A 21,536-nucleotide genomic window follows, 5' to 3' on the forward strand; every position below is an offset into this window, starting at 1 on the left:
GACCGTCCGGTCTGCGCGCCGTTGGCGGCGGATTCGTCATTGCCCATCGCCGTCGGCGCGCTGCCCGTGTAAGTTGGGTCACATCTTCCGCGGCAGCCCGTCGTGGTTGCCAGGAACGTCTTCCAGGGGAAACGAGCACGATGCAAAGACACCTCCTCGCGCTGGCCGGGATGCTGGCCAGCCTGATGCTTGCCGGTTGCAGCCAGTCGCCGTCACCCGGCGCCGAGGGCGCCACTGACGCACCCGGCCGCCGCTTCGGCACGATCGATTTCCAGCCCTGCACGCTGTCCACGGTAGGTGCCAGCGCCAACGTGGAGGCGCAGTGCGCCACCCTGCAGGTGCCGGAGGACCGGGCCCAGCCTGACGGTCGCCGGATCGGCCTGCGTATCGCCTGGCTGGAATCGGGCAGCAGCGGCGCCAGCCAGCCGGATCCGGTGTTCTTCCTGGCCGGCGGCCCCGGCCAGGCGGCCAGCGAGGTGGCGGTCATCGTCGATACTGCACTGCGCCAGGTGCGCAAACAGCGCGACGTGTTCCTGATCGACCAGCGCGGCACCGGCGGTTCCAACCCGCTCAGCTGCCTGGGCGCGGACGGGAAGGAGCTGCCGATGGACGAGGATGCCGCGCCTTCCGAGGCATCGCTGCGCGACTACGCCCAGCGCTGTGCCGCATCGCTGCAGGGGCGTGCCGATGCGCGCTTCTACACCACCACCGAGGCGATCGCCGATCTGGATGCGGTGCGTGCGGCGCTCGGTGTGGACCAGCTCAACCTGGTTGGCGGCTCCTACGGTACCCGCGTGGCCCAGCGCTATGCGGGCACCTATCCACAGCACACCCGCAGCATCGTCATCGATGGCGTGGTGCCGAATGAGCTGGTGGTGGGCGGCGATTTCGCCAGGACATTCGAGGACGCGATCGCCCTGCAGTCGGCGCAGTGCCGCAAGGACGTTACCTGCAGCAAGCGCTTCCCGACCGATACCCGTGCGCAGCTGCGCAGCGTGGTGGAGACCCTGCGCCGTGCACCGGTTCCGGTCGAGTATCGCGACCCCGGCACCTACGGGACCCGGAAGGATGTGCTGACACCGGACAGCGTGGTGGGCCTGGCTTTTGCGTTTTCCTACGTACCCCAGTACGCCTCATTGCTGCCGCTGGTTCTTGATGAAGCCGCGCACGGCCGCTATGCGCCGCTCGCCTCGCTGGCACGCGGTGCGAACCGCAGCATGGATTTCCAGATCAACCGCGGGATGCATTGGTCGGTGATCTGCAGCGAAGATGCGCCGCGCTACCACGCGCCGGCCGAGGATCCCGAGCGGCTGTTTGGCAACGAGGTGGCCAGTGCGTTCTTCGCGGCCTGCCCGGTGTGGCCGCACCGTCCGGCGCCGGCAACCGATGCCGTGCCGCTGCGCAGCGACGTGCCGGCACTGCTGCTGTCCGGCGAGCTGGACCCGGTGACCCCGCCGCGCTACGCCGAACAGGTCCTCAAGGGCCTGCCCAATGGCCGCGCGCTGGTCGCCCGTGGGCAGGGCCATGGCACGTTGACCGCTGGCTGCATGCCGCGGCTGCTCGGCCAGTTCATCGACACGACCGATGCCAAGGCGCTGGATGCCGGCTGCCTGGATACGCTGAGCTACGTGCCGGCGTTCACCTCGTTCAACGGATGGGAACCATGATCGTCGCCGACAACCTGCACAAGGCCTTCGACACCCGCACCGGCCGTATCCAGGCAGTGTCCAACGTCGGCTTCCGCGCCGAGGATGGCCGCATTACCGGCCTGCTGGGGCCCAATGGTGCCGGCAAGACCACCACCATGCGCATGCTGTACACGCTGATGACGCCCGATCAGGGCAGCATCACTGTCGACGGCATCGATGCGGCGCGCAATCCGGTGGAGGTGCGTCGCCACCTCGGCGTGCTGCCTGATGCGCGTGGCGTCTACAAGCGCCTGACTGCGCGCGAGAACATCGCCTACTTCGGCGAACTGCATGGCCTGTCGGCCGAGCGCATCCGCGAACGCATCGAGGTGCTCTCGCATGCGCTGGACATGAGTGACATCCTCGACCGCCAGACCGATGGCTTCTCGCAGGGCCAGCGCACCAAGACCGCGATTGCCCGCGCGCTGGTGCACGACCCTCGCAACGTCATTCTCGATGAACCGACCAACGGCCTGGACGTGATGACCACGCGCGCGCTGCGCCGCTTCCTGCTGGGCCTGCGCGAAGAGGGGCGCTGCGTGATCCTGTCCAGCCACATCATGCAGGAGGTGGCCGCGCTGTGCGATCACATCGTGATCATCGCCAAGGGCACGGTGATGGCCGCCGGCAGCGCCGACGAACTGCGTGCGCAGGCCGGCGAATCCAACCTGGAAGATGCGTTCGTGAAACTGATCGGCAGCGAAGAGGGCCTGCACGCATGAGCATGATGTCGACCCTGATGACGGTGATGCGCAAGGAGCTGCGTGACCTGTCGCGTGACCGCCGCACGCTGCTTCTGACCCTGCTGTTCGGGCCACTGCTGTACCCGGTGCTGCTGCTGGGCATGGGCAAGCTGGCCGAGAGCCGGGTGCGCACCCAGATCGAACAACCGCTGCAGATTCCGACCATCGGTGCGGACAACGCGCCGAACCTGGTGCGCTTCCTCGCCGCGCAGGGGCTGAACACCGCACCGGCACCGAAGGACCTGGCCGAGGCCATCCGCACCCAGGACATCGATGTGGCGCTGCGCATCAGCGATGAGTTCGGCAAGGACTGGGCCGAGGGCAAGCCGGCGCTGGTGGAGGTGATCAAGGACAGCACGCGTCGCGCGGCCGAAGTACCCAGTGCACGCCTGGAGGCGGCGCTGGCCACCTACAACGGCCAGGTCGGTGCCTTGCGCCTGATGGCACGCGGCATCGACGCACAGGTGGCACGCCCGCTGGACGTGGCGCGCCAGGACCTGGCCAGTGCCGAGGCCAAGCGCGGCATGATCCTGTCGATGCTGCTGCCGGTACTGCTGACGCTGACCTCGTTCATCGGTGGCGCCTACCTGGTGATGGACGCCACGGCCGGCGAGCGCGAGCGGCAGTCACTGGAACCCTTGCTGGCCACGCCGGGCTCGCGCAGTGCGATCGTCAGCGGCAAGATCGCCGCCGCCTGCGTGGTCGGTTTCGTGTCGCTGCTGCTGACCCTGGTCGCGTTCAAGGTGAGCGCGCAGATCGCCCCCGGCAACATCGGCCGCCAGTTCAACATGAACGTCGGCTCGATGCTGCAGATGCTGCTGGTGATGTTGCCGATGCTGCTGATCGGCACCTCGCTGCTGACCTTCCTGTCGGCTGCGGCCAAGAGCATGAAGGAAGCGCAGAGCCACATGACCTGGTTGATGCTGCTGCCGATGCTGCCTGGCTACGCCCTGGTGGCCTATCCGCTGAAGAGCGAGATGTGGCAGTACGCCGTGCCGTTCCTGTCGCAGAACCAGATGCTGCTGAAGGTGATCCGCCACGAGACCATCACCCCGACGGTCTGGGCGATCTACCTCGGTGCCAGCCTCGGCCTGGCCGCTATGCTGTGGTTCGCCGCCGTGCGCCGCTACCACAACGAGCGCCTGGCCATCTCCGGCTGACCCCCACGGGTAGCGCCGGGCCATGCCCGGCGGATATGAAACGAGGCCCGGTCATTCCGGGCCTCGTTGTTTTCAGGATTGTGTTGCCTGCCAAGCGGCGAAGCGCTGGGCGATCACCGGTGCCAGTCGATCGAAGTTTTCCCAGGTATCGGCGACGTGGTACAGCGAAATGACGTCGGCCCCCAGCTGTGCCTCATAGTCTTCGAGATACTGGCCATTCTCGAGGTCGTAGTACACAGCAGTGAACGAGTTGGCTTCATCACTGATCAGGTCATCGACGAATTTTCCGTCGCTGCAATGAAGCAGGAACAGGCCCGGCGTCGTTCTGCGTTCCCGCAGCGCCTGCAGGTCTTCTTCTGCGTCTTCTGCGAGTTCCGCGCTTGCCATTCCCTGTAGCAGCAGCCACGCCAGGTACATGCCGATGTGAGTAGCCCCAGCCTCTGCAGGAAGATCCGCGGGGAAATCACCGCCGGAATGCCAGCTGGCGTCGTCGTACTTCATCTGTTCTTTCCTTGAGATCGACAGCGAGCTTAGGAGGTGCGGAAAGGCGGCGGAAGTGCCGAATGCGTCAGCCTCTTCTATACCGCGCAGGCGTCACACCCATCTCGCGCTTGAACACGGCGATGAACGAACTGGGCGTGTCGTAGCCCATCGACAGCGCAACGCTGATCACCGGCTCGCCTGCCAGCAGGCGTGGCAGTGACAGCAGCACGCGCAGGCGCTGCCGCCACTGGCTCAAGGTCATGCCAGTTTCGGCCTGCCAACGGCGGGCGAGACTGCGGCTGGACAGTCCGCTGGTGGCTGCCCACGCTTCGACGCTGCGAAGGTCGTCCGGCGACCGTGCCAGCGCCGCCGCGATCCGCCGCAACCGTCGATCCTGCGGTTGTGGCAGGGCAAGTGGCAAGGGAATGCTGGCACGGATCTCATCGGCGATGACGCCGGCCAGGCGTGCCTGCGCAGCGTCCAGTGCCTGATGCGGCCAGCGCAGTGCCCGCGTCACCGCCGCCTGCAACAGCACGTCGGGTTGGAAAATGCGGGGCAGCGGCGGCAGATCCAGGCCGGCATCGGCGCGGACGTACAGGCTCCAGCCATCGAATGCGTCTGCCCCTACCAGGGCGTGGGGCAGCAAGGGCGGTATCCAGGCAACATGCCCCGCCGGCAGCAGCCAGTGCAGGTCGCCGGCCTCGATCCGCAGCAGGCCGTGGTGGGCACCCAGCAACTGGCCGCGCACGTGCTGGTGGCGCGCGGTGCGCCGCCTTCCGGGCACGCGCAGCTGGCCAGCCAGCACGATGGGGCCGTCGTCGGCGTCCGCCAATGCCGGATCAATCAAGCCGGTCGGTGTCTGATCTGCCATATCCATTGGCAGTTATACGGCAGAAGCGCCGATCCGCGCGCGCCACACTGGGCGCCCATTCCAACACGAGCCGCCCCGATGCAGCCCCAGGACATTCTTCCCGACCATCAGAACGACGTGCAGGTAAACGGCCTCACCGTGCGCAAGGGCAGCGTGGGCGCCTTCCTCGCCAGCGTCCGTGACTGGCAGGACCCCGCCAGCGATGACGCCACCCGCGCCACCGCCGAAGCAGATCTGCGTGGGCTGCTGCCGGGCCTGCATGCGCTGGGCCTGTTCCAGGTGCTGGCCGCGCGCGATCCGGCACTGCAACGCCTGATTGACAGCCTCTCCTGAAGCGGACACGGCCCGGAGATGCCGGGCCGTGTGGTCATTTTGGGGCGGAAACGACTTAATCCCCTCCGTCCCCTTTTCTGCGGTCAGCCGCCTGGCGCGAACACCAGGGTGCGGCGGGTGGTGACCGGCGCGCTGACCGGCTCGAAGCGCCAGCGCTTGACTGCGTTCAGGGCTTCGCGGTCGAAGGTGCGGCCGGAGGTTGCGCGCAGCACGCGGGCGTTGACCACCGAGCCGTCGGTACCGACCGTGATCTCCACCAGCACTTCGCCCGACGTTCCCGAACGCAGTGCCTCGGCCGGATAGCGCGGCGCCGGCGTACTGATCGGGCGCAGGGTGGGCGCGGCGGCAGCCGCGGCCTGGCGCGCCGCGCTGGCCTGCTGGGCCGCGGCCTGCTGCTGCTTCTGTTCGGCTTCGCGGCGTGCGGCGGCCTGGCGCTCGGCTTCCTGGCGTTCGTTGTCGCGGCGTGCGGCGTCCTGCTGGGCAGCGATCTGCTTGGCCGCGTCGGCTTCCTTGGCGCGTTGTTCGGCCAGGCGCTGCTGTTCGATCTGCTGCTTGCTGCGCTCCTCGGCGTCCTTCTTTGCCTTCTCCGCTTCGGTCTCGGTGCGCTTGGCCGCGTTTTCCACGCCCTTGGACAGACCGTCCTTCAGGCGCGGCAGGGCGGGCGCGGAGGCATCCACCTTCTCGATCAGTGCCACCAGGCGCTGTGCTTCGGTGTAGTCCTCGCGGCCCAGGTGCTGCTCGGCGGCGATCAGGGTGTAGGGCAGCAGGTCGGTCAGCGCGCTCTTCACCGAGGCGTCGTCCGGGGTCTTGTCGCGCAGGGCGAGGTAGTACTCGATGGCATTGTCGCCGGCCGGCGCGTACATGCGGTTCTCGCGCAGGGCCTGGCTGGCCGACTCACGCAGCTGCTCGGTGCCCATCGACTGCACCTTGGCGGCGACCACCGGTGCGGCCGGTGCAGCGGCGTTGGGGGCGGCGGCCGGAGCCGGTGCTGCGGATTCTTCCTTGCCCGAGCAGGCGGCCAGCGCCAGTGCCAAAGCAACCGGCAGCCACCGGCGCGCGGCGGTGATCGTTGAGACGTGCGACATCCTGCTCCCCTCTAGAAGACGACGTGACGTAAATCATTGATATGCATGGCCGGGACCCGTGGTCCAGGCGCGGCAGGGTGGCGTTTCCCGACGCCACCGCCGGCAACGGCGAGGATGCAATCTAGCATCCCGGCCACCGCCCCGCACAAGGGGTGGTGGCCGGGCGGGGCCGCAGTGATCATGTCGTGGCCGGCGGCGACTTCAGTGGTCGTGTGCCTTGTCGTGCGACTTGCTGTGGCCGTTGGACATCAGCTTGTCGGTCCAGGCGATGCCGATCGCCGACAGGATGAACACGCAGTGGATGATGGTCTGCCACAGCACACCTTCCTGGGTCATGGTCGTGCAGGTATCGACGCCAGCGTTGTAGAAACTGGTCGACGCCGAAGACACTGCCGCTGCCCATTGTTCCGGTTTGCACAGCGGCAGTCCCTTCAACGCGCTGGTGGCGATGAAGGTCTTCAGCAGGTGGATCGAGGAGATGCCGATGATCGCCATCGCCAGCTTCACCTTCAGCACGCTGGCGTTGACGTGGCTCAGCCATTCCGGCTGGTCCGGGTGGCCTTCCAGGCGCAGGCGCGAGACGAAGGTTTCATAGCCGCCGACGATCACCATCACCAGCAGGTTGGAGATCATCACCACGTCGATCAGGCCCAGCACGATCAGCATGATCTGCTGTTCGCCCATCGACACCGAGTGGGACAGCAGGTGCCACAGTTCCTTGCCGAACAGGAACACGTAGACGCACTGGGCAAGGATCAGGCCCAGGTACAGCGGCAGCTGCAGCCAGCGCGAGGCGAAGATCAGCGAGGACAACGGGGACAAGGGACGAGGACTGTGGCTCATGCAGGACAGTGCGTTTCGGGGGAGCCGCGAGGTTACCGGCCCGCCATGACGGTGCCAACCCAACTCACGCACTAGACTTCAGGTTCCTTTCCGCACCCCGAGCCGCCGCCATGATCGACCTGTATTACTGGCCCACCCCGAACGGCCACAAAGTGACCCTGCTGTTGGAGGAAGCCGGCCTGGAGTACCGCATCCACCCGGTCAACATCGGTTCGGGCGACCAGTTCAAGCCGGAATTCCTGGCCATCTCGCCGAACAACAAGATGCCGGCCATCGTCGACCATGCCCCGGCCGATGGCGGTGCTCCCCAGAGTGTGTTCGAGTCCGGCGCGATCCTGCTGTACCTGGCCGAGAAGACCGGCCGCTTCCTGCCCAGCGACGCGCGTGGCCGCGTGACCACCCTGGAATGGCTGTTCTGGCAGATGGCGGGCCTGGGCCCGATGAGTGGCCAGATGGGCCACTTCAACGTGTACGCGCCGGAGAAGATTCCCTATGCCATCGAGCGCTACGACAACGAGGTGCGCCGCCTGCACGGGGTGATGGACAAGCGCCTGGCCCAGCACGCCTTCCTGGCCGGCGATGAGTACACCATCGCCGACATGGCCAGCTACCCGTGGGTCGGCGCCTACGACACGCTGCCGGTGGACTTCGCCGCGTTCCCGAACCTCAAGCGCTGGCATGAAGCGATTGCCGCACGCCCGGCCACCCAGCGCGCCTATGCCCTGCGCCAGCAGGTGAACCCCAACGCCGGCAAGCCGCTCAGCGACGAAGAGCGCAAGCACCTGTTCGGCCAGCGTTGAACCAGGACGGCGTCATTCACGCGTGACGTGGATCTACGGGTGGTGGGTGCCGACCCTTGGTCGGCACTCGTCCGCACTGCTATGGGCAGAAGGTCATGCTGCCTTCCCGCACGGGCTTGGTTAGGATGGGGGACGACCGCTCCGCGTCCATCGCGGGGGCGGACCTGCCGTTTGCCGGGATCCTCCATGCGCCACCTGTTCGCTTCGCTCGCCCTCATGCTTGCCACCACAACCGCTGCCCACGCTGAAAAGCTGACCCTGGAAGCCATCACCGGTCCGCTGCCGCTGTCCGGCCCGACCTTGATGAAGCCCAAGGTGGCACCGGACGGATCGCAGGTCAGCTTCCTGCGCGGCAAGGACAGCGACCGAAACCAGCTGGACCTGTGGACCTACGACATCGGTAGCGGCCAGACCCGGCTGCTGGTTGATTCCAAGGTGGTGCTGCCCGGCACCGAGACCCTCAGCGACGAGGAAAAGGCACGCCGCGAGCGCCAGCGCATCGCCGCGATGACCGGCATCGTTGATTACCAGTGGTCGCCGGACGCGCAGCGCCTGCTGTTCCCGCTGGGCGGCGAACTCTACCTGTACGACCTCAAGCAGCAGGGCCAGGCGGCCGTGCGCCAGCTGACCCACGGTGAAGGTTTCGCCACCGACGCCAAGCTGTCGCCCAAGGGCGGTTTCGTCAGCTTCATCCGCGGCCGCAACCTGTGGGTGATCGACCTGGCCAATGGCAAGCAGCTGCAGCTGACCCACGACGGCAGCACCACCATCGGCAACGGCGTGGCCGAGTTCGTCGCCGATGAGGAGATGGATCGCCACACCGGCTACTGGTGGGCGCCGGATGATTCGGCCATTGCCTTTGCCCGCATCGATGAATCGCCGGTGCCGGTACAGAAGCGCTACGAGGTCTATGCCGACCGCACCGACGTGATCGAGCAGCGTTACCCGGCCGCCGGCGACGCCAACGTGCGCGTGCAGCTGGGCGTGATCGCACCGGCCGCCGATGCGCAGCCGCGCTGGGTCGACCTCGGCAGGGAACAGGATATCTACCTGGCCCGCGTCGATTGGCGCGATCCGCAGCACCTGAGTTTCCAGCGCCAGTCGCGTGACCAGAAGCAGCTGGACCTGGTGGAAGTGGCGCTCGACTCCAACCGCCAGCGCGTGCTCGCCCACGAGACCAGCCCGACCTGGGTGCCGCTGCATAACAGCCTGCGCTTCCTGGAAGACGGCAGCGTGCTGTGGTCGTCCGAGCGTACCGGCTTCCAGCACCTGTACCGCATCGACAGCAAGGGCAAGACCACCGCGCTGACCCACGGCAACTGGCCGGTGGACGAACTGCTGGCGGTTGATGAGAAGGCCGGCAAGGCCTACTTCCGCGCCGGCATCGAAACCTCGCGCGAAAGCCAGATCTACGCGGTATCGCTGCAGGGCGGCGAGCCCCAGCGCCTGTCCAAGGCACCGGGCATGCACAGCGCCACGTTCGCCCGCAATGCCAGCGTCTATGTCGACAGCTGGTCCAACAGCACCACGCCGCCGCAGATCGAGCTGTTCCGCGCCAATGGCGAGAAGATCGCTACGCTGGTGGAGAACGACCTGGCCGATCCCAGGCACCCGTATGCGCGCTACCGCGACGCGCAGCGCCCGGTCGAGTTCGGCACGCTGACCGCCGCCGATGGCAAGACCCCACTGAACTACAGCCTGATCAAGCCGGCCGGGTTTGATCCGTCCAAGCGCTACCCGGTGGCGGTGTATGTCTATGGCGGCCCGGCCAGCCAGACCGTCACCGACAGCTGGCCCGGCCGCGGTGATCACCTGTTCAACCAGTACCTGGCCCAGCAGGGCTACGTGGTGTTCTCGCTGGACAACCGCGGCACCCCGCGTCGCGGCCGCGACTTCGGTGGTGCGCTGTACGGGAAGCAGGGCACGGTGGAAGTGACCGACCAGCTGCGCGGCGTGGCCTGGCTCAAGCAGCAGCCGTGGGTGGACCCGGCGCGCATTGGCGTGCAGGGCTGGTCCAACGGCGGTTACATGACCCTGATGCTGCTGGCCAAGGCCTCGAACCAGTACGCCTGCGGCGTGGCCGGTGCGCCGGTGACCGACTGGGGCCTGTACGACAGCCACTACACCGAACGCTACATGGATCTGCCGGCACGCAATGAAGCCGGTTATCGCGAAGCGCGCGTGCTGACCCATATCGACGGCCTGCGCTCGCCGCTGCTGCTGATCCACGGCATGGCCGACGACAACGTGCTGTTCACCAACTCGACCAGCCTGATGAGCGCGCTGCAGAAGCGTGCACAGCCGTTCGAGCTGATGACCTACCCGGGTGCCAAGCATGGCCTGTCGGGCGCCGATGCCCTGCATCGCTACCGCGTGGCCGAAGCCTTCCTGGGACGCTGCCTGAAACCCTGATCCGCAACCGGGAAGGAGCCCGCCGATGACCCTGCCACCGCCGATTCCCGCCCATCGCCAGACGTCCACCGGATGGTGGCGCCGCCACTGGCGCTGGGCGATGCCGCTGACGGTGGTGCTGGTGCTGGGTGGCGCCGGTGGCGTGGTGACCTGGAGCCTGTTGCGCTGGAGCGAGGCGGCACGCGAAAGTCCACCGATGCGCGAAGCGTTGCGCCGCGCGGGCTGCAGCATCGAACTGGTGGAAGCCTTCGGCGAGCCGCTGCATATCGAATCGATGCCGCTGGGCAGCATGCAGACCGCCATCAACGGCCAGCGCGACGTTGGCCTGACCGTTGCGCTGGAAGGGCCGCAGGCACGCGGGCGGTTGTTCGTGCAGGGCATCCGTCGTGACGATGTCTGGGACTACCCGGTGATGTACGTGCTGGCCGAAGACAAGCAGACCTTCGACCTGACGGCGCTGGATGATGATGAGGCTGCGCAGGAGTGCGAGCTGCAGGCCTGCCGTGATCGCGGCGAATGCCCGCTGACCGCCGCGTTGTGACCTCCCCGGGCAGGCGACTGCGGGACGTCGACCGGGTAGAGTCGACTGTCAGTCGACTGCTCTTCGGTCAGATAGCGAACCCCCCGCGCTGCGCGCGATAGTCGACTGACAGTCGACTCTGCGCCGGCAGGCTTCCGCGGAGCCCCGGCTGCACAACCAGCCGCCATGACTTCCCGCCGATTGTCGCCATCGCCGTGAGCGCGTAGGGTGCGGGCAACCCCGTCCTGGAGTGCACCATGAAGCCGATTGCGTTCGCCGTTGCCCTGGCCCTGACTGCCGCACCGCTGCTGTCTGCGCCACCGGCGCTGGCCGCACCCGCCGCCAAGGCCGCTACCCCGGCCAGCCCGGCCTGGATTGCCCGCAGCAATGCACTGGCGCAGATCCTGCTTGATGCACAAGGCCCGTTCCAGCCGGAGGAAACCGGCTTCTTCGGCGTTCCCGGCTACGACGACAAGGTCGCAGACCTTGGCCCGGACAACGGCAAGCGCTATCGCGCCGCGATGGCCAAAGCCCGCGATGAACTCAAGGCAAAGCTGGCCACCGAGAAGGATCCCAACGTCCGCCAGGACCTGGAGATCATGATCCACGCCGCCAGCCAGAACATCGAAGGCAGCGAGCTCAACGAGAAATACCTGCTGCCGTGGAGTGATGCGCCGCAGACCGTGTTCAGCGGCCTCAACCTGCTGCTGTCCGACCAGGTGCCGGCCGAGCGCCGGGCCAAGGCGATCGACCGCCTCAAGGCCTATGCCGGCCTGCAGCCGGGCGGCACCGCCTTCACCACGCTGGCCCGCCAGCGCTATGAAGAGCGCCTGAAGGACACCAGCCTGCTGCAGCCGACCAAGATCGAAGTGCAGCAGTCGCTGGACAACGTCGAGACCTACATCACCGGTATCGAGTCGCTGCTGAAGAAGTACCAGATCGCCGGTACCGATGAAGCAATGAAGGCCCTGGCCGGGCAGATGAAGGACTACGCCGCCTGGACCCGCAAGGACGTGCTGCCGAAGGCACGCACCGATGCGCGCCTGCCGGCGCCGCTGTACGCCTACCAGCTCAAGCAGGTCGGCATCGACATCGACCCGAAGCTGCTGATGCAGCGCGCGCAGCTGGAGTTCATGGAAACCCGCTCGGCGATGCAGCAGCTGGCGCCGCTGGTGGTGAAGGACAAGGGCCTGAAGGTGGCCGACCCGAGCGACCCGGTGGCGGTGATCCGCGCGCTGAAGGCCGACAAGATCGCCGACGACCATCTGGAAGGCCACTACCGCAAGGTGATCGACGCGATCGATCCGCTGATCCGCGAGCATGCCATCGTCGACGTGCCCCAGCGCGCCATGCAGATGCGCCTGGGTTCGGCCGCCGAGAGCGCGGCCAGTCCCGCGCCGCATTTCCTGCCGGCGCCGCTGGTCAACAACACCGGGCAGCAGGGCACCTTCGTGCTGCCGCTGGGCAACCCGGCAGCGGGCCCGGGCGCGCAGTACGACGACTTCAACTTCGGTGCGGCAGCATGGACGCTGAGCGCGCATGAAGGCCGCCCCGGCCACGAGCTCCAGTTCACCGCGATGGTCGAGCGTGGCGTGTCGCTGGCACGCACCATGTTCGCGTTCAATTCGGTGAACGTGGAAGGCTGGGCACTGTATGCCGAGGCCGAGATGGTGCCCTACGAACCGCTGGACGGTCAGATGATCGCCCTGCAGTTCCGCCTGCTGCGCGCCGCGCGCGCGATGCTGGACCCGATGCTCAACCTGGGCCTGACCGACCGCGCCAACGGCGAGCGCGTGCTGATGGAGCAGGTCGGCCTGTCCAAGGCAATGGCCACCCAGGAACTGGACCGCTACATGGTGCGCATGCCGGGCCAGGCCGGCAGCTACTTCTACGGCTACACCCGCATCCTGGAACTGCGCATGCAGACCGAGCTGGCACTGGGTGCGAAGTTCGACCGCCTTGCGTTCAACAACTTCCTGCTCGACCAGGGCCTGCTGCCGCCGGACCAGCTGGCTGATGCGGTGAACAAGGTGTTCGTGCCGAAGTACCGGCAGAAATAATCGGTAGCGCCGGGCCATGCCCGGCGAGCGCAGCGGGAGAGACGCCGGGCATGGCCCGGCGCTACCCGCGGTGACGCTGCCGCCTCACCGCTGCGGGGTAATCACCTGTGTCGGCAATCGCGCCGGCGGTGCCGGATTCGGCACCCAGATCGCGACGCCGGCGGCGCGCTTCTGCGTGGTCGGAATACCGATGCCGACGCCGCCACCCACATGCGAGCCGAACGTGCCGGCGCCCACCGACATGCCCACCGGCGAGCCACTGCTGCCCACGCCCATCAGCACCACGCCATTGGCGCCCAGCGCGGCGGCCTCGCGCTTCAGGCGTGCCACAGCTGCATCGGTCTGGCCCTGTGTGCCGAAGCCGACGGCGGACGCCGATTCCAGCTGGGCGATTTCCTGCGAACCGGCCGGAGGCGTCGAATAGATCTGCACCAGTGCCGGATCGATGGGTGCGCGGGCGCGGCCCAGCATCACCTTGGAGGTGCTGGCACAGCCGGCGGCGACCAGCAGGATGGCCGCCAACGTGGCCCAACGGATGTTCATGGCACGACCCCTGTAGGACTGGTTGCGATCATCGGCGGGCCACTCTGAATCGGCGCCAACACCCGGGCCAGGGCACGCACGGCAGCACGCTAGCACGCCGGGGGTGACAGCCCCGCCAACGGCAGTAGGCGACGGCAGCGGGAACGTCTATGGTTGGGGCAGGAACCAACTGCGGGAGAGTGGCATGGGCGTGATCAGTCTGTTGTGGGGCGTACTGGCGCTGTTGTGGATGATCCTGGCGCTGATTCCACTGCTCGGCTGGGGCAACTGGTTCCTGATCCCGTTCGCTGCGGTGGGCGCGGTCATCGCCGCGCTGGGCATCCTGTTCACCCACCCGAGCAAGCGTGGCCGGGCCTGGGCCGGCCTGGTCCTGAACGGCATCGTGGTGGTGGTGGGCATCCTCCGCCTCGGCCTGGGTGGTGGCGTCATCTGAGCCCGCGCCCGGGTGCGACAGGGCGTCGCAGGCGCACGGCCGATGGCCGGGCGGGGGCGTACAATGAATGGCTGCGCGAGCCCCCCGCGTGCCTGTGAATCCGCGCCCGGCGCGGCTGCCCCATGATCATCCGACCCCGTCCCCACGGCTGGCAACTGCTGTACATCCTGCGCGGTTCGATCGTCAAAGCGATCGCGCCCAAGGTGCTGGCCATCCTGATCCTGTCCATCGCCGTGGCTGCGGTGGTGGAACTGGCGCCGCCGACCGGCATCGAACGCGTGTCGGTCACGCCGTTCACGCTGCTCGGCTTGGTGCTGTCGATCTTCCTCAGCTTCCGCAACAGCGCCTGCTACGAGCGCTGGTGGGAAGGCCGCAAGCTGTGGGGCCAGCTGGTCTACGAATCGCGTTCGCTGGCCCGCCAGGTGAACCTGCTGCTGGCCGATGACACCGGCCGCCGTCGCCGCATCGCCTACGTCACCACCGCGTTCGCCCACGCCCTGGCCGGGCGCCTGCGTGGGCGCATCGTGGCGCTGATGGCCCTGCCGTGGCTGGACAAGCGCCAGCGCGAACAGCTGGGCCAGCGCGAGAACGTGCCCGACGCGCTGCTGGCGATGATCGCCGCCGAACTGGCCCAGGCGCTGCGCAGCGGTGAGCTCGATCCGATCCTCTACACCCAGCTGGAAGAGCGCCTGCACGCGATGTCGTCGATCCAGGCCGGCTGCGAGCGCATCCTCACCACGCCGCTGCCGTTCGCCTACACCCTGCTGCTGCACCGCTGCGCGTGGATGTTCTGCGTGCTGCTGCCGTTCGGCCTGGCCAGTTCGCTGGGCTGGGGCACGCCGGTGCTGTCGGCGGTGCTGGCCTATGCCTTCTTCGGCCTGGACCAGCTGGGCGAAGAAATGGAAGACCCCTTCGGCCTTGAGCCGAACGATCTGCCGCTGGACGCGCTGGTGCGCACGATCGAGATCGACCAGCTCGATGCGCTCGGCGAACGCCCGTTGCCCGAACCCCTGCTGCCGCAGGGCTACCTGTTGCAATAGCCACTCCTCGGAGCCTGCCATGTCCCACCCGCTGTACCGCCCGCGCCGCATGCGCCACGACGAGTTCTCGCGCCGCCTGATGCGCGAGAACACGCTGACCACCGACGACCTGATCTACCCGGTGTTCGTGCACGAACTGGCCGGCCGCACCGCAGTGCCGTCGATGCCGGGCGTGGAGCGGCTGTCGATCGAAGAACTGCTGAAGGTTGCCGAAGAGGCGCTGGAGCTGGGCATTCCGGTGATCGACCTGTTCCCGGTGATCGACCCGTCGCTGAAGTCGCTGGATGCATCGGCCGCCTGGGCCGAGGACGGCCTGGCGCAGCGTGCGATCCGCGCGCTGAAGTCGCGCTTCCCGGAGCTGGGCGTGATGACCGACGTGGCGCTGGACCCGTACACCACCCACGGCCAGGACGGCATCATCGATGACAAGGGCTACGTGCTGAACGACATCACCGTGGAAGCGCTGGTCAAGCAGTCGGTGTCGCACGCCGAAGCCGGGGTCGACATCGTCTCGCCGTCGGACATGATGGACGGCCGCATCGGCGCGATCCGCCGTGCGCTGGATGCCGACAACCACATCAACGTGCGCATCATGGCCTACTCGGCCAAGTACGCCTCGGCGTTCTACGGCCCGTTCCGTGATGCGGTGGGTAGCGCGGCCAGCCTCGGCAAGGCCGACAAGAAGACCTACCAGATGGACCCGGCCAACGGCGACGAGGCCCTGCGCGAGATCGCGCTGGACCTGGAAGAGGGCGCCGACATGGTGATGGTCAAGCCGGGCATGCCGTACCTGGACCTGGTGCGCCGGGTGAAGGAGACATTCGGTGTGCCGACCTTCGCCTATCAGGTGAGTGGCGAGTACGCGATGATGAAGGCCGCCTTCGCCAACGGCTGGCTGGACGAACGCGCCTGCGTGCTGGAGTCGCTGCTGGGCTTCAAGCGGGCCGGTGCCGACGGCGTACTGACCTATTTCGCGCCGCAGGTGGCGCGATGGCTGCGCGAGCGCTGACAATGGCGACACGATAGACGGAGGACTGCGATGGCACCCGAACTGGGATGGATGCAATGGCTGATCTGGGGCACCGGAACACTGGTGTTCGGCGGCATCATCGTCGGTGTCTTCATCGCCGCCTGGCGGGCCGGCAAGCGCCCGCCGGAACAGCTCTCCGCTGCCCGCCACGTGGCCCGTGAGCAGGCGCTGCCGGACAGCGTGCAGGCCGAGCTGGCCGCGTTGAACCAGCGCAAGGACAACGGCCAGCTGAGTGAGCTGGAGTACGAGCAGCAGCGCGCCAAGGTGTTGTCTCGCTGACGGGTGGGTGCCAACCTTGGTTGGCACCTTGGCGTGCCGACCAAGGTCGGCACCTACCCCGCGATCATCTACGCATCGCGTGGATCTATCGCACGCACCTGGCACCTCCATCGCCCTGGTAGTCGCCAACCTTGGTTGGCGTCTGCCGTTACCGCGCGCCTGGCACGCACCCGGCCACCGCCGCCACCTTCGGCACCGCCAAGCGGTACACGTCCACGCCACCGGCGCGCGGCGCCTTCGCCGCGCTGCTGGCCACCAGCATCTCGCCCGGCTTGGCGTTGTCGATCACCGGCGCGCCGGTCCAGCCGCCGGTCTGGTTGAACGACAGTCCCAACGGCTGCAGGGCCGCGCCACTCCACGCGCAGCCGCTGCTCCACACCTGTGCGGTCGTGCCGCTGCCGCGGCTGAACACCACCGCGCCGTCGTTGCCCAGCCAGTCGCCGTCGGTCTCGTCGTCGCCGCTGTTCAAGGTGGTCAGTGCGGTTGCCGGGCCACGCACGCCCTGCGCGTCCAGCGTCGCCACGAACAGGTCCCAGCCCGCGCCGCGACCCTGCTCGCGGGCAAACAACAGCCGCTTGCCGTCCGCACTCAGGGCCGGCCCGCGCTCTTCCCGGCGCCCACCATCGCCCGCCAAGGGCTGCGCCTTCCCGAGCTGGCCGTCGGCTTCCACCGTGGCCCGGTACAGCGCCAGCGCGCCCTCGCGGCCGGCCGCGAACAGCAGCCAGCGGCCATCACGGCTGAAGTAGGGATCGCGGGCCTCGCCGGCCACGCCCACCGGCAGGGCCTGCGCCTGCTGCCAGCGGCCGTCGACCACGCGCGCCTCCCACAGGCCCCAGCCAGCCTCACCGCGGTGGGCAAAGACGATGCGCTGGCCATCGGGACTGATCGTGGCGCGGCCCTCGTCGGCACGGGTTGAGACCACGCCCATGCCTTCGATGCCGTACTCGTTCAACGCCATCGCCACGGGGGCAGAGAGTAGACTGGCGGCAAGCACCAGCAGGGGCGGGGTGATGCGCATCATCCGGGTCCGTGCACGAAAGAGCATCAGTCTAGCCAGCTTGAGGATTCCATGACCGACCGTTACGCCGTCTTCGGACACCCCGTTGCCCACTCGAAGTCGCCGCAGATCCACGCGACGTTCGGTCGCCAGGAAGGCATCAGCATCGACTACCGTGCAATCGACCTGGCCCCTGATGCGTTCCTGGTCGGCCTGGAAGCCTTCGCCGCCGAAGGCGGTGTCGGTGCCAACGTCACCTCGCCGCACAAGGAAGCCGCGTTCTCGGTGTGCACCACCCTGACCGCGCGCGCGCGCCGCGCCGGCTCGGTCAACACGCTGCTGCGCAAGGGCGACCGCTGGCACGGCGATACCACCGATGGCATCGGCCTGGTGCGTGACCTGACCGACCGCCATGGCCTGGACCTGCGTGGCCGCCGCGTGCTGCTGATCGGCGCCGGCGGTTCCGCGCGCAGCGTCGCGCCGGCGCTGCTCGATGCCGGCATCACCGAGCTGGTGGTGGTCAACCGCACACCGGAACGCGCCGATGAACTGATCGACGCGATGGGCGAACCGGGCCGCGCGATCAGCCGCTACTGGGAAGACCTGCGTGACCTGGGTGACTTCGAGCTGATCCTCAATGCCACCTCGGCCGGCCGCGACCGCGACGTCGAGTTCAAGCTGCCGCTGTCGCTGGTCAACTCGATGACCACCGCCGTCGACCTCAACTACGGCGAGGCTGCCATCGCCTTCCTGGCCTGGGCACGCGCGTCGAACTGCCGCAATACCGTGGATGGGCTGGGCATGCTGGTCGAACAGGCCGCCGAGAGCTTCCTGCAGTGGCATGGCGTGCGCCCGCAGACCGATGAGGTCTACCAGTCGCTGCGCCAGGGCTCGGCCGTGCTGGCCGGCGAGGACTGATCGATGGACGGCACAACCCTGCTGGTGACCGTGCTGAGCATGGTGGGCGTGCGCCTGCCGGTGCTGATCGCGCTGTGCATCGGCCTGGTCTGGGTGGTCGGCGCGCCGCGCGATGCCACCCGCACCGGCGCCCTGGCCGGCCTGCTGCTGTTGCTGCTGTCCAGTCTCGGCGGCCTGGCAGCGGGCATCCTGCCGATGTGGCTGGTCAGCAGCGGCAACTTCGGCGCCGTGTCGGGCATCGGCACCATCCTCGGCGTGCTGCACTTCGCGCTGGCAATGGTTGAAGCCATCGGCGTGGTGCTGCTGGTGTGGGCGCTGGTGCGCCTGCTGCGGCTGCATGGCAACGTGGTGCAGTGACCTCCCGGTGACGGCCCTGGTCTATCCCCAGCAGCGTCCGGCGTGTTCATCCGGCCGCCGGATGTCGTCGCTGGCTTGTTCAGGCAGGCAGCGGCGGCGGTCATGGCCGGCCATGCGACAATGACCGGCCTGATCCAGCTACGGTAGTTCCCGGCGTGACCGAAACCGTCGCCGCTCCGCGCATGCTCGATGACGCCTTGAAGGACGCGATCCGCAAGGCGTACACCACGCTGCAGGCCAATACCCCCGGCTTCTCCACCCGCCGCTCGCAGAGCCAGATGATCGGCGTGGTGTCGCGTGCGCTGTCGAAAAGTGGCGGCGTCGGTGTGGTCGAGGCGCCCACCGGCGTCGGCAAGAGCCTGGGCTACCTCACCGCAGGTGTACCGATCGCGCTGGCCACCAGGAAGAAGCTGGTGATCAGCACCGGCACCGTGGCGCTGCAGTCGCAGCTGGTCGAGCGCGACATTCCCAACTTCCTCAAGGCCACCGGCCTGGAGGCGACCGTGGCGCTGGCCAAGGGCCGTACCCGCTACCTGTGCACGCGCAATGCCGCCGAGGCGCAGGGCGAGGGCTCGCAGGGCGGCATGTTCGAGGATGACGCGCCGCTGTTCGACCGGCCGCTGGCGCCGATCGAGATGGACATCGCCAAGCGCCTGACCGACGCCTTCACCGGCGGCAGCTGGGACGGCGATATCGACAATGCGCCGGAGACCATCAGCCCCGGCCTGCGCAGCCGCATCACCACGCCGGCTTCGGGCTGCGCCGGGCGCCGTTGTGCGTATTCGGCGCAGTGCGCGGTGCTGCGCTCGCGCAATACCGTGCGCGATGCGCAGATCGTGGTCACCAACCACGCGCTGCTGCTGTCGGCGTTGTCGATCGGTGACAGCGACAACGGCCAGCCGTTGATTGCGCCGCCGTCGGACATGCTGCTGGTGCTGGACGAAGGCCATCACATCGGCAACGTGGCCATCGACCAGGGTGCGGCCAGCCTGGCGCTGGATGAAATGGCCAAGCGTACCGGCCGCCTGCAGATCCTGATCGCCGGTGCCTACCGCGCGGTCGACAAGGACCGGCTCGGCAACCTGCTGCCGAACGAAGCGATCGAAGTGGCCAGCAACGTGGCCAAGCAGTTGCGCGCGTTCCGCGATCATATCGAGCGCGTGTGGATGCCGGCGCCGGCGGACGAAGAGCCGATGTGGCGCGCGGCCAATGGGCGACTGCCCGAGGCCTGGCGCGAGCCGATCGAGGCGCTGGCCGACGATACCCGCAGCCTCTACAACTGGGCGCATGCCGCCACCGCGCAGGTGGCCAAGGGCAAGCCGGACGATGCCGCACGCGAGCGCCTGCAGCGCAACCTGGGCATGGCGCTGGAGATGATCGAGCAGCAGTACAACCTGTGGCAGGCCTGGCGCCGCGAGGACAAGGACGGCGCGCCGCCGATGGCGCGCTGGGTCACCGCCACCCGCGACGGCGACCTGGTGCTGCACGGCTCGCCGGTGTCGGCCGCGCACGTGCTGCGCAAGCTGCTGTGGGATGAAGTGGACTCGGTGGTGATGACCTCGGCGACGCTGACCGGCGGTGGCGATTTCCAGTCGCTGGCGATCGACAACGGCATTCCGGAAGAGGCCGAGATGGTCTCGCTGTCGTCGCCGTTCGACCTGCCCAACCAGGCCGAGCTGATCGTGCCGAAGTTTCCGGTCACCCCCGACGATCGCGAAGGCCATCCCCGCGAAGTGGCGCGCTACCTGGACACCGAGCTGGACTGGGCCAAGGGTTCGATGGTGCTGTTCACCTCGCGCTGGAAGATGGAGAAGGTGGTCGGGCTGATGTCGGCCGCGCGCCGCAAGCAGGTGCTGGTGCAGGGCGAGATGTCCAAGACCCGGCTGATCGACGAGCACCTGCGCCGCGTGGCCGCAGGCGAGGGTTCGGTGCTGTTCGGACTGAACTCGTTCGGTGAAGGCCTCGACCTGCCCGGCGAAGCCTGCACCACGGTAGTGATCACCCAGGTGCCGTTCGCCGTGCCGACCGACCCGCAGACCGCCACCCTCAGCGAGTGGTTCGAAGGGCGTGGGCTGAATGCCTTCAACCTGATCGCCATTCCGCACGCGCTGCGCACGCTGACCCAGTTCGCCGGCCGCCTGATCCGCACCTCCACCGACACCGGCCGCGTGATCATCCTCGATTCGCGGCTGCTGACCCGCCGCTACGGCAAGCGCATCATCGACGCGCTGCCACCGTTCAAGCGCGTGATCGGCTGAGACGCACCGGTAGCGCTGGGACATGCCCGGCGGAGAGCCTCACCTGCTTTCCGGGTTCCGGCACCCTGGCCCATAGGCCTCCGCGTAGGGTTTGCCGAAGCAGCGCAGCAGTCCATCAAGCACGTCCAGGTTCGGCGGCCACGGCATCTGCACCCGTTGCCCGCCCTCGGTGGTGAAGTGGTAGCGACCGTCCTTGATGTTCTCCGCCATGATGGTGGGCGTCGGTATCGCGAGCAGCCTCGCACGAGCCTTTTCAAGGGCGCTGCGGTCCTGGCGCAGGAACGCAACCATGCCATCCACATAGGCATTCCAGTATCCCGGGTCGCCTCCGTTCACCGGCTTGTGGCTGCGTTCCATCAGCATGATCGCCTTTGCGGTCTGCCCCAGCTCCGCGCGAAGCTGGCCCTCGTGCCACGTGATGATGGCATTGCCTGCTGCCTTGGGCAGTGCGCCGTAGGCGGACAGCAGATCGGCAGCTTCGCGGGTACAGCCACGGTCGGCCAGCGTGCGCCAGCCACCTTCCAGGTCCTGATCGAACGCAGCCGGTTCCATCGCCAGCATCGCTGCACGGTCGTAGCGGCAATCGGGCGCTTCTGGCGGTTCTGCTGACGTGGCCATGGCAGCGGCCAGCGCAAAGGAAAGCAACATCCTCTCAACCTCCGTGTTGGTGACCTCCTGGCCAC

Annotated in this window: 22 protein-coding genes; 15 read left to right on the forward strand and 7 right to left on the reverse strand. The window is 67.8% G+C overall.

Annotated elements, in window-relative coordinates:
• Positions 1-140 precede the first annotated feature (140 nt).
• From AC5P7R_RS13390 to AC5P7R_RS13400, 3 genes are read left to right on the forward strand one after another with little or no spacing between them, the layout of a single operon-like run.
• The gene (locus AC5P7R_RS13390) at positions 141-1,667 is read left to right on the forward strand and encodes an alpha/beta hydrolase (protein ID WP_111103944.1); all 1,527 of its coding nucleotides are present in this window, start codon (positions 141-143) and stop codon (positions 1,665-1,667) included.
• The gene (locus AC5P7R_RS13395; RefSeq protein ID WP_111099161.1) at positions 1,664-2,410 is read left to right on the forward strand and encodes an ABC transporter ATP-binding protein; all 747 of its coding nucleotides are present in this window, start codon (positions 1,664-1,666) and stop codon (positions 2,408-2,410) included. Before AC5P7R_RS13390 ends, AC5P7R_RS13395 begins: the two co-directional genes overlap by 4 nt.
• Positions 2,407-3,591 (forward strand): ABC transporter permease, encoded by a 1,185-nt coding sequence (locus AC5P7R_RS13400; protein WP_019661674.1) that lies wholly within the window; start codon positions 2,407-2,409, stop codon positions 3,589-3,591. The genes AC5P7R_RS13395 and AC5P7R_RS13400 overlap by 4 nt, the downstream gene beginning before the upstream one ends.
• Before the next feature lie 72 nt (positions 3,592-3,663).
• Here the strand turns inward: AC5P7R_RS13400 and AC5P7R_RS13405 are convergent, their stop codons facing one another.
• Both AC5P7R_RS13405 and AC5P7R_RS13410 read right to left on the reverse strand, forming a co-directional pair.
• Positions 3,664-4,092 carry a DUF7832 domain-containing protein gene (locus tag AC5P7R_RS13405; RefSeq protein ID WP_134730906.1) on the reverse strand — a complete coding sequence of 143 codons (429 nt, stop codon included), beginning with the start codon at positions 4,090-4,092 and terminating at the stop codon, positions 3,664-3,666.
• 67 nt (positions 4,093-4,159) lie between these two features.
• Positions 4,160-4,945 carry a helix-turn-helix domain-containing protein gene (locus tag AC5P7R_RS13410; RefSeq protein ID WP_111099159.1) on the reverse strand — a complete coding sequence of 262 codons (786 nt, stop codon included), beginning with the start codon at positions 4,943-4,945 and terminating at the stop codon, positions 4,160-4,162.
• 78 nt (positions 4,946-5,023) lie between these two features.
• Between AC5P7R_RS13410 and AC5P7R_RS13415 the strand changes: the two genes are divergently transcribed.
• Entirely contained in the window at positions 5,024-5,278 is a 255-nt protein-coding gene (locus AC5P7R_RS13415; RefSeq protein WP_188249738.1) for a hypothetical protein, read from the forward strand.
• Positions 5,279-5,361: 83 nt separating this feature from the next.
• On the opposite strand, the gene AC5P7R_RS13420 is transcribed toward AC5P7R_RS13415, so the two are convergent.
• Both AC5P7R_RS13420 and AC5P7R_RS13425 read right to left on the reverse strand, forming a co-directional pair.
• Positions 5,362-6,363, reverse strand: a complete 1,002-nt coding sequence (locus AC5P7R_RS13420; protein ID WP_227853735.1) for an energy transducer TonB — start codon at positions 6,361-6,363, stop codon at positions 5,362-5,364.
• A 201-nt stretch (positions 6,364-6,564) separates the two neighbouring features.
• A complete protein-coding gene (locus AC5P7R_RS13425) occupies positions 6,565-7,206 on the reverse strand; it encodes a TIGR00645 family protein (RefSeq protein WP_019661669.1) in 642 nt (213 codons plus the stop codon).
• Between the two features lie 110 nt (positions 7,207-7,316).
• Between AC5P7R_RS13425 and AC5P7R_RS13430 the strand changes: the two genes are divergently transcribed.
• The 4 genes from AC5P7R_RS13430 to AC5P7R_RS13445 all read left to right on the forward strand — a co-directional run bounded on the left by AC5P7R_RS13430 (position 7,317) and on the right by AC5P7R_RS13445 (position 12,998).
• The gene (locus AC5P7R_RS13430; RefSeq protein WP_019661668.1) at positions 7,317-8,006 is read left to right on the forward strand and encodes a glutathione binding-like protein; all 690 of its coding nucleotides are present in this window, start codon (positions 7,317-7,319) and stop codon (positions 8,004-8,006) included.
• Between the two features lie 186 nt (positions 8,007-8,192).
• On the forward strand, positions 8,193-10,418 hold the full coding sequence (locus tag AC5P7R_RS13435; RefSeq protein ID WP_111103938.1) for a S9 family peptidase: 2,226 nt from the start codon (positions 8,193-8,195) through the stop codon (positions 10,416-10,418).
• Between the two features lie 25 nt (positions 10,419-10,443).
• Positions 10,444-10,959 (forward strand): cytochrome c oxidase assembly factor Coa1 family protein, encoded by a 516-nt coding sequence (locus AC5P7R_RS13440; protein ID WP_019661666.1) that lies wholly within the window; start codon positions 10,444-10,446, stop codon positions 10,957-10,959.
• A 236-nt stretch (positions 10,960-11,195) separates the two neighbouring features.
• A complete protein-coding gene (locus tag AC5P7R_RS13445) occupies positions 11,196-12,998 on the forward strand; it encodes a DUF885 domain-containing protein (RefSeq protein ID WP_478436097.1) in 1,803 nt (600 codons plus the stop codon).
• 84 nt (positions 12,999-13,082) lie between these two features.
• Here the strand turns inward: AC5P7R_RS13445 and AC5P7R_RS13450 are convergent, their stop codons facing one another.
• On the reverse strand, positions 13,083-13,541 hold the full coding sequence (locus tag AC5P7R_RS13450; protein WP_495213944.1) for a hypothetical protein: 459 nt from the start codon (positions 13,539-13,541) through the stop codon (positions 13,083-13,085).
• A gap of 184 nt (positions 13,542-13,725) precedes the next feature.
• On the opposite strand from AC5P7R_RS13450, the gene AC5P7R_RS13455 reads away from it, so the two are divergent.
• The 4 genes from AC5P7R_RS13455 to AC5P7R_RS13470 all read left to right on the forward strand — a co-directional run bounded on the left by AC5P7R_RS13455 (position 13,726) and on the right by AC5P7R_RS13470 (position 16,323).
• Positions 13,726-13,974 carry a hypothetical protein gene (locus AC5P7R_RS13455; protein WP_006475755.1) on the forward strand — a complete coding sequence of 83 codons (249 nt, stop codon included), beginning with the start codon at positions 13,726-13,728 and terminating at the stop codon, positions 13,972-13,974.
• 122 nt (positions 13,975-14,096) lie between these two features.
• Positions 14,097-15,014, forward strand: coding sequence for a bestrophin family protein (locus tag AC5P7R_RS13460; RefSeq protein WP_019661664.1), 918 nt, complete (start codon positions 14,097-14,099; stop codon positions 15,012-15,014).
• 19 nt (positions 15,015-15,033) lie between these two features.
• Positions 15,034-16,023: a porphobilinogen synthase gene (gene hemB / locus AC5P7R_RS13465; RefSeq protein ID WP_006400669.1), complete on the forward strand. Its 990-nt coding sequence runs from the start codon at positions 15,034-15,036 to the stop codon at positions 16,021-16,023.
• Positions 16,024-16,053: 30 nt separating this feature from the next.
• Complete coding sequence (locus AC5P7R_RS13470; protein ID WP_459389861.1) at positions 16,054-16,323, forward strand: SHOCT domain-containing protein; 270 nt, start codon at positions 16,054-16,056, stop codon at positions 16,321-16,323.
• Positions 16,324-16,471: 148 nt separating this feature from the next.
• On the opposite strand, the gene AC5P7R_RS13475 is transcribed toward AC5P7R_RS13470, so the two are convergent.
• Positions 16,472-17,344: a hypothetical protein gene (locus tag AC5P7R_RS13475; protein WP_495213945.1), complete on the reverse strand. Its 873-nt coding sequence runs from the start codon at positions 17,342-17,344 to the stop codon at positions 16,472-16,474.
• A gap of 48 nt (positions 17,345-17,392) precedes the next feature.
• On the opposite strand from AC5P7R_RS13475, the gene aroE reads away from it, so the two are divergent.
• The 3 genes from aroE to dinG all read left to right on the forward strand — a co-directional run bounded on the left by aroE (position 17,393) and on the right by dinG (position 20,853).
• Complete coding sequence (gene aroE / locus AC5P7R_RS13480) at positions 17,393-18,238, forward strand: shikimate dehydrogenase (RefSeq protein ID WP_134730916.1); 846 nt, start codon at positions 17,393-17,395, stop codon at positions 18,236-18,238.
• Positions 18,239-18,241: 3 nt separating this feature from the next.
• Complete coding sequence (locus AC5P7R_RS13485; protein ID WP_021203326.1) at positions 18,242-18,595, forward strand: hypothetical protein; 354 nt, start codon at positions 18,242-18,244, stop codon at positions 18,593-18,595.
• A 182-nt stretch (positions 18,596-18,777) separates the two neighbouring features.
• Positions 18,778-20,853 carry an ATP-dependent DNA helicase DinG gene (dinG, locus tag AC5P7R_RS13490; protein WP_181451854.1) on the forward strand — a complete coding sequence of 692 codons (2,076 nt, stop codon included), beginning with the start codon at positions 18,778-18,780 and terminating at the stop codon, positions 20,851-20,853.
• A 39-nt stretch (positions 20,854-20,892) separates the two neighbouring features.
• Here dinG and AC5P7R_RS13495 read toward each other — a convergent pair whose 3' ends face one another.
• Positions 20,893-21,501 (reverse strand): hypothetical protein, encoded by a 609-nt coding sequence (locus tag AC5P7R_RS13495; protein ID WP_021203329.1) that lies wholly within the window; start codon positions 21,499-21,501, stop codon positions 20,893-20,895.
• Positions 21,502-21,536 lie beyond the last annotated feature (35 nt).

The sequence above is a fragment of the Stenotrophomonas sp. YJH_SMC_27 genome (assembly GCF_059369815.1).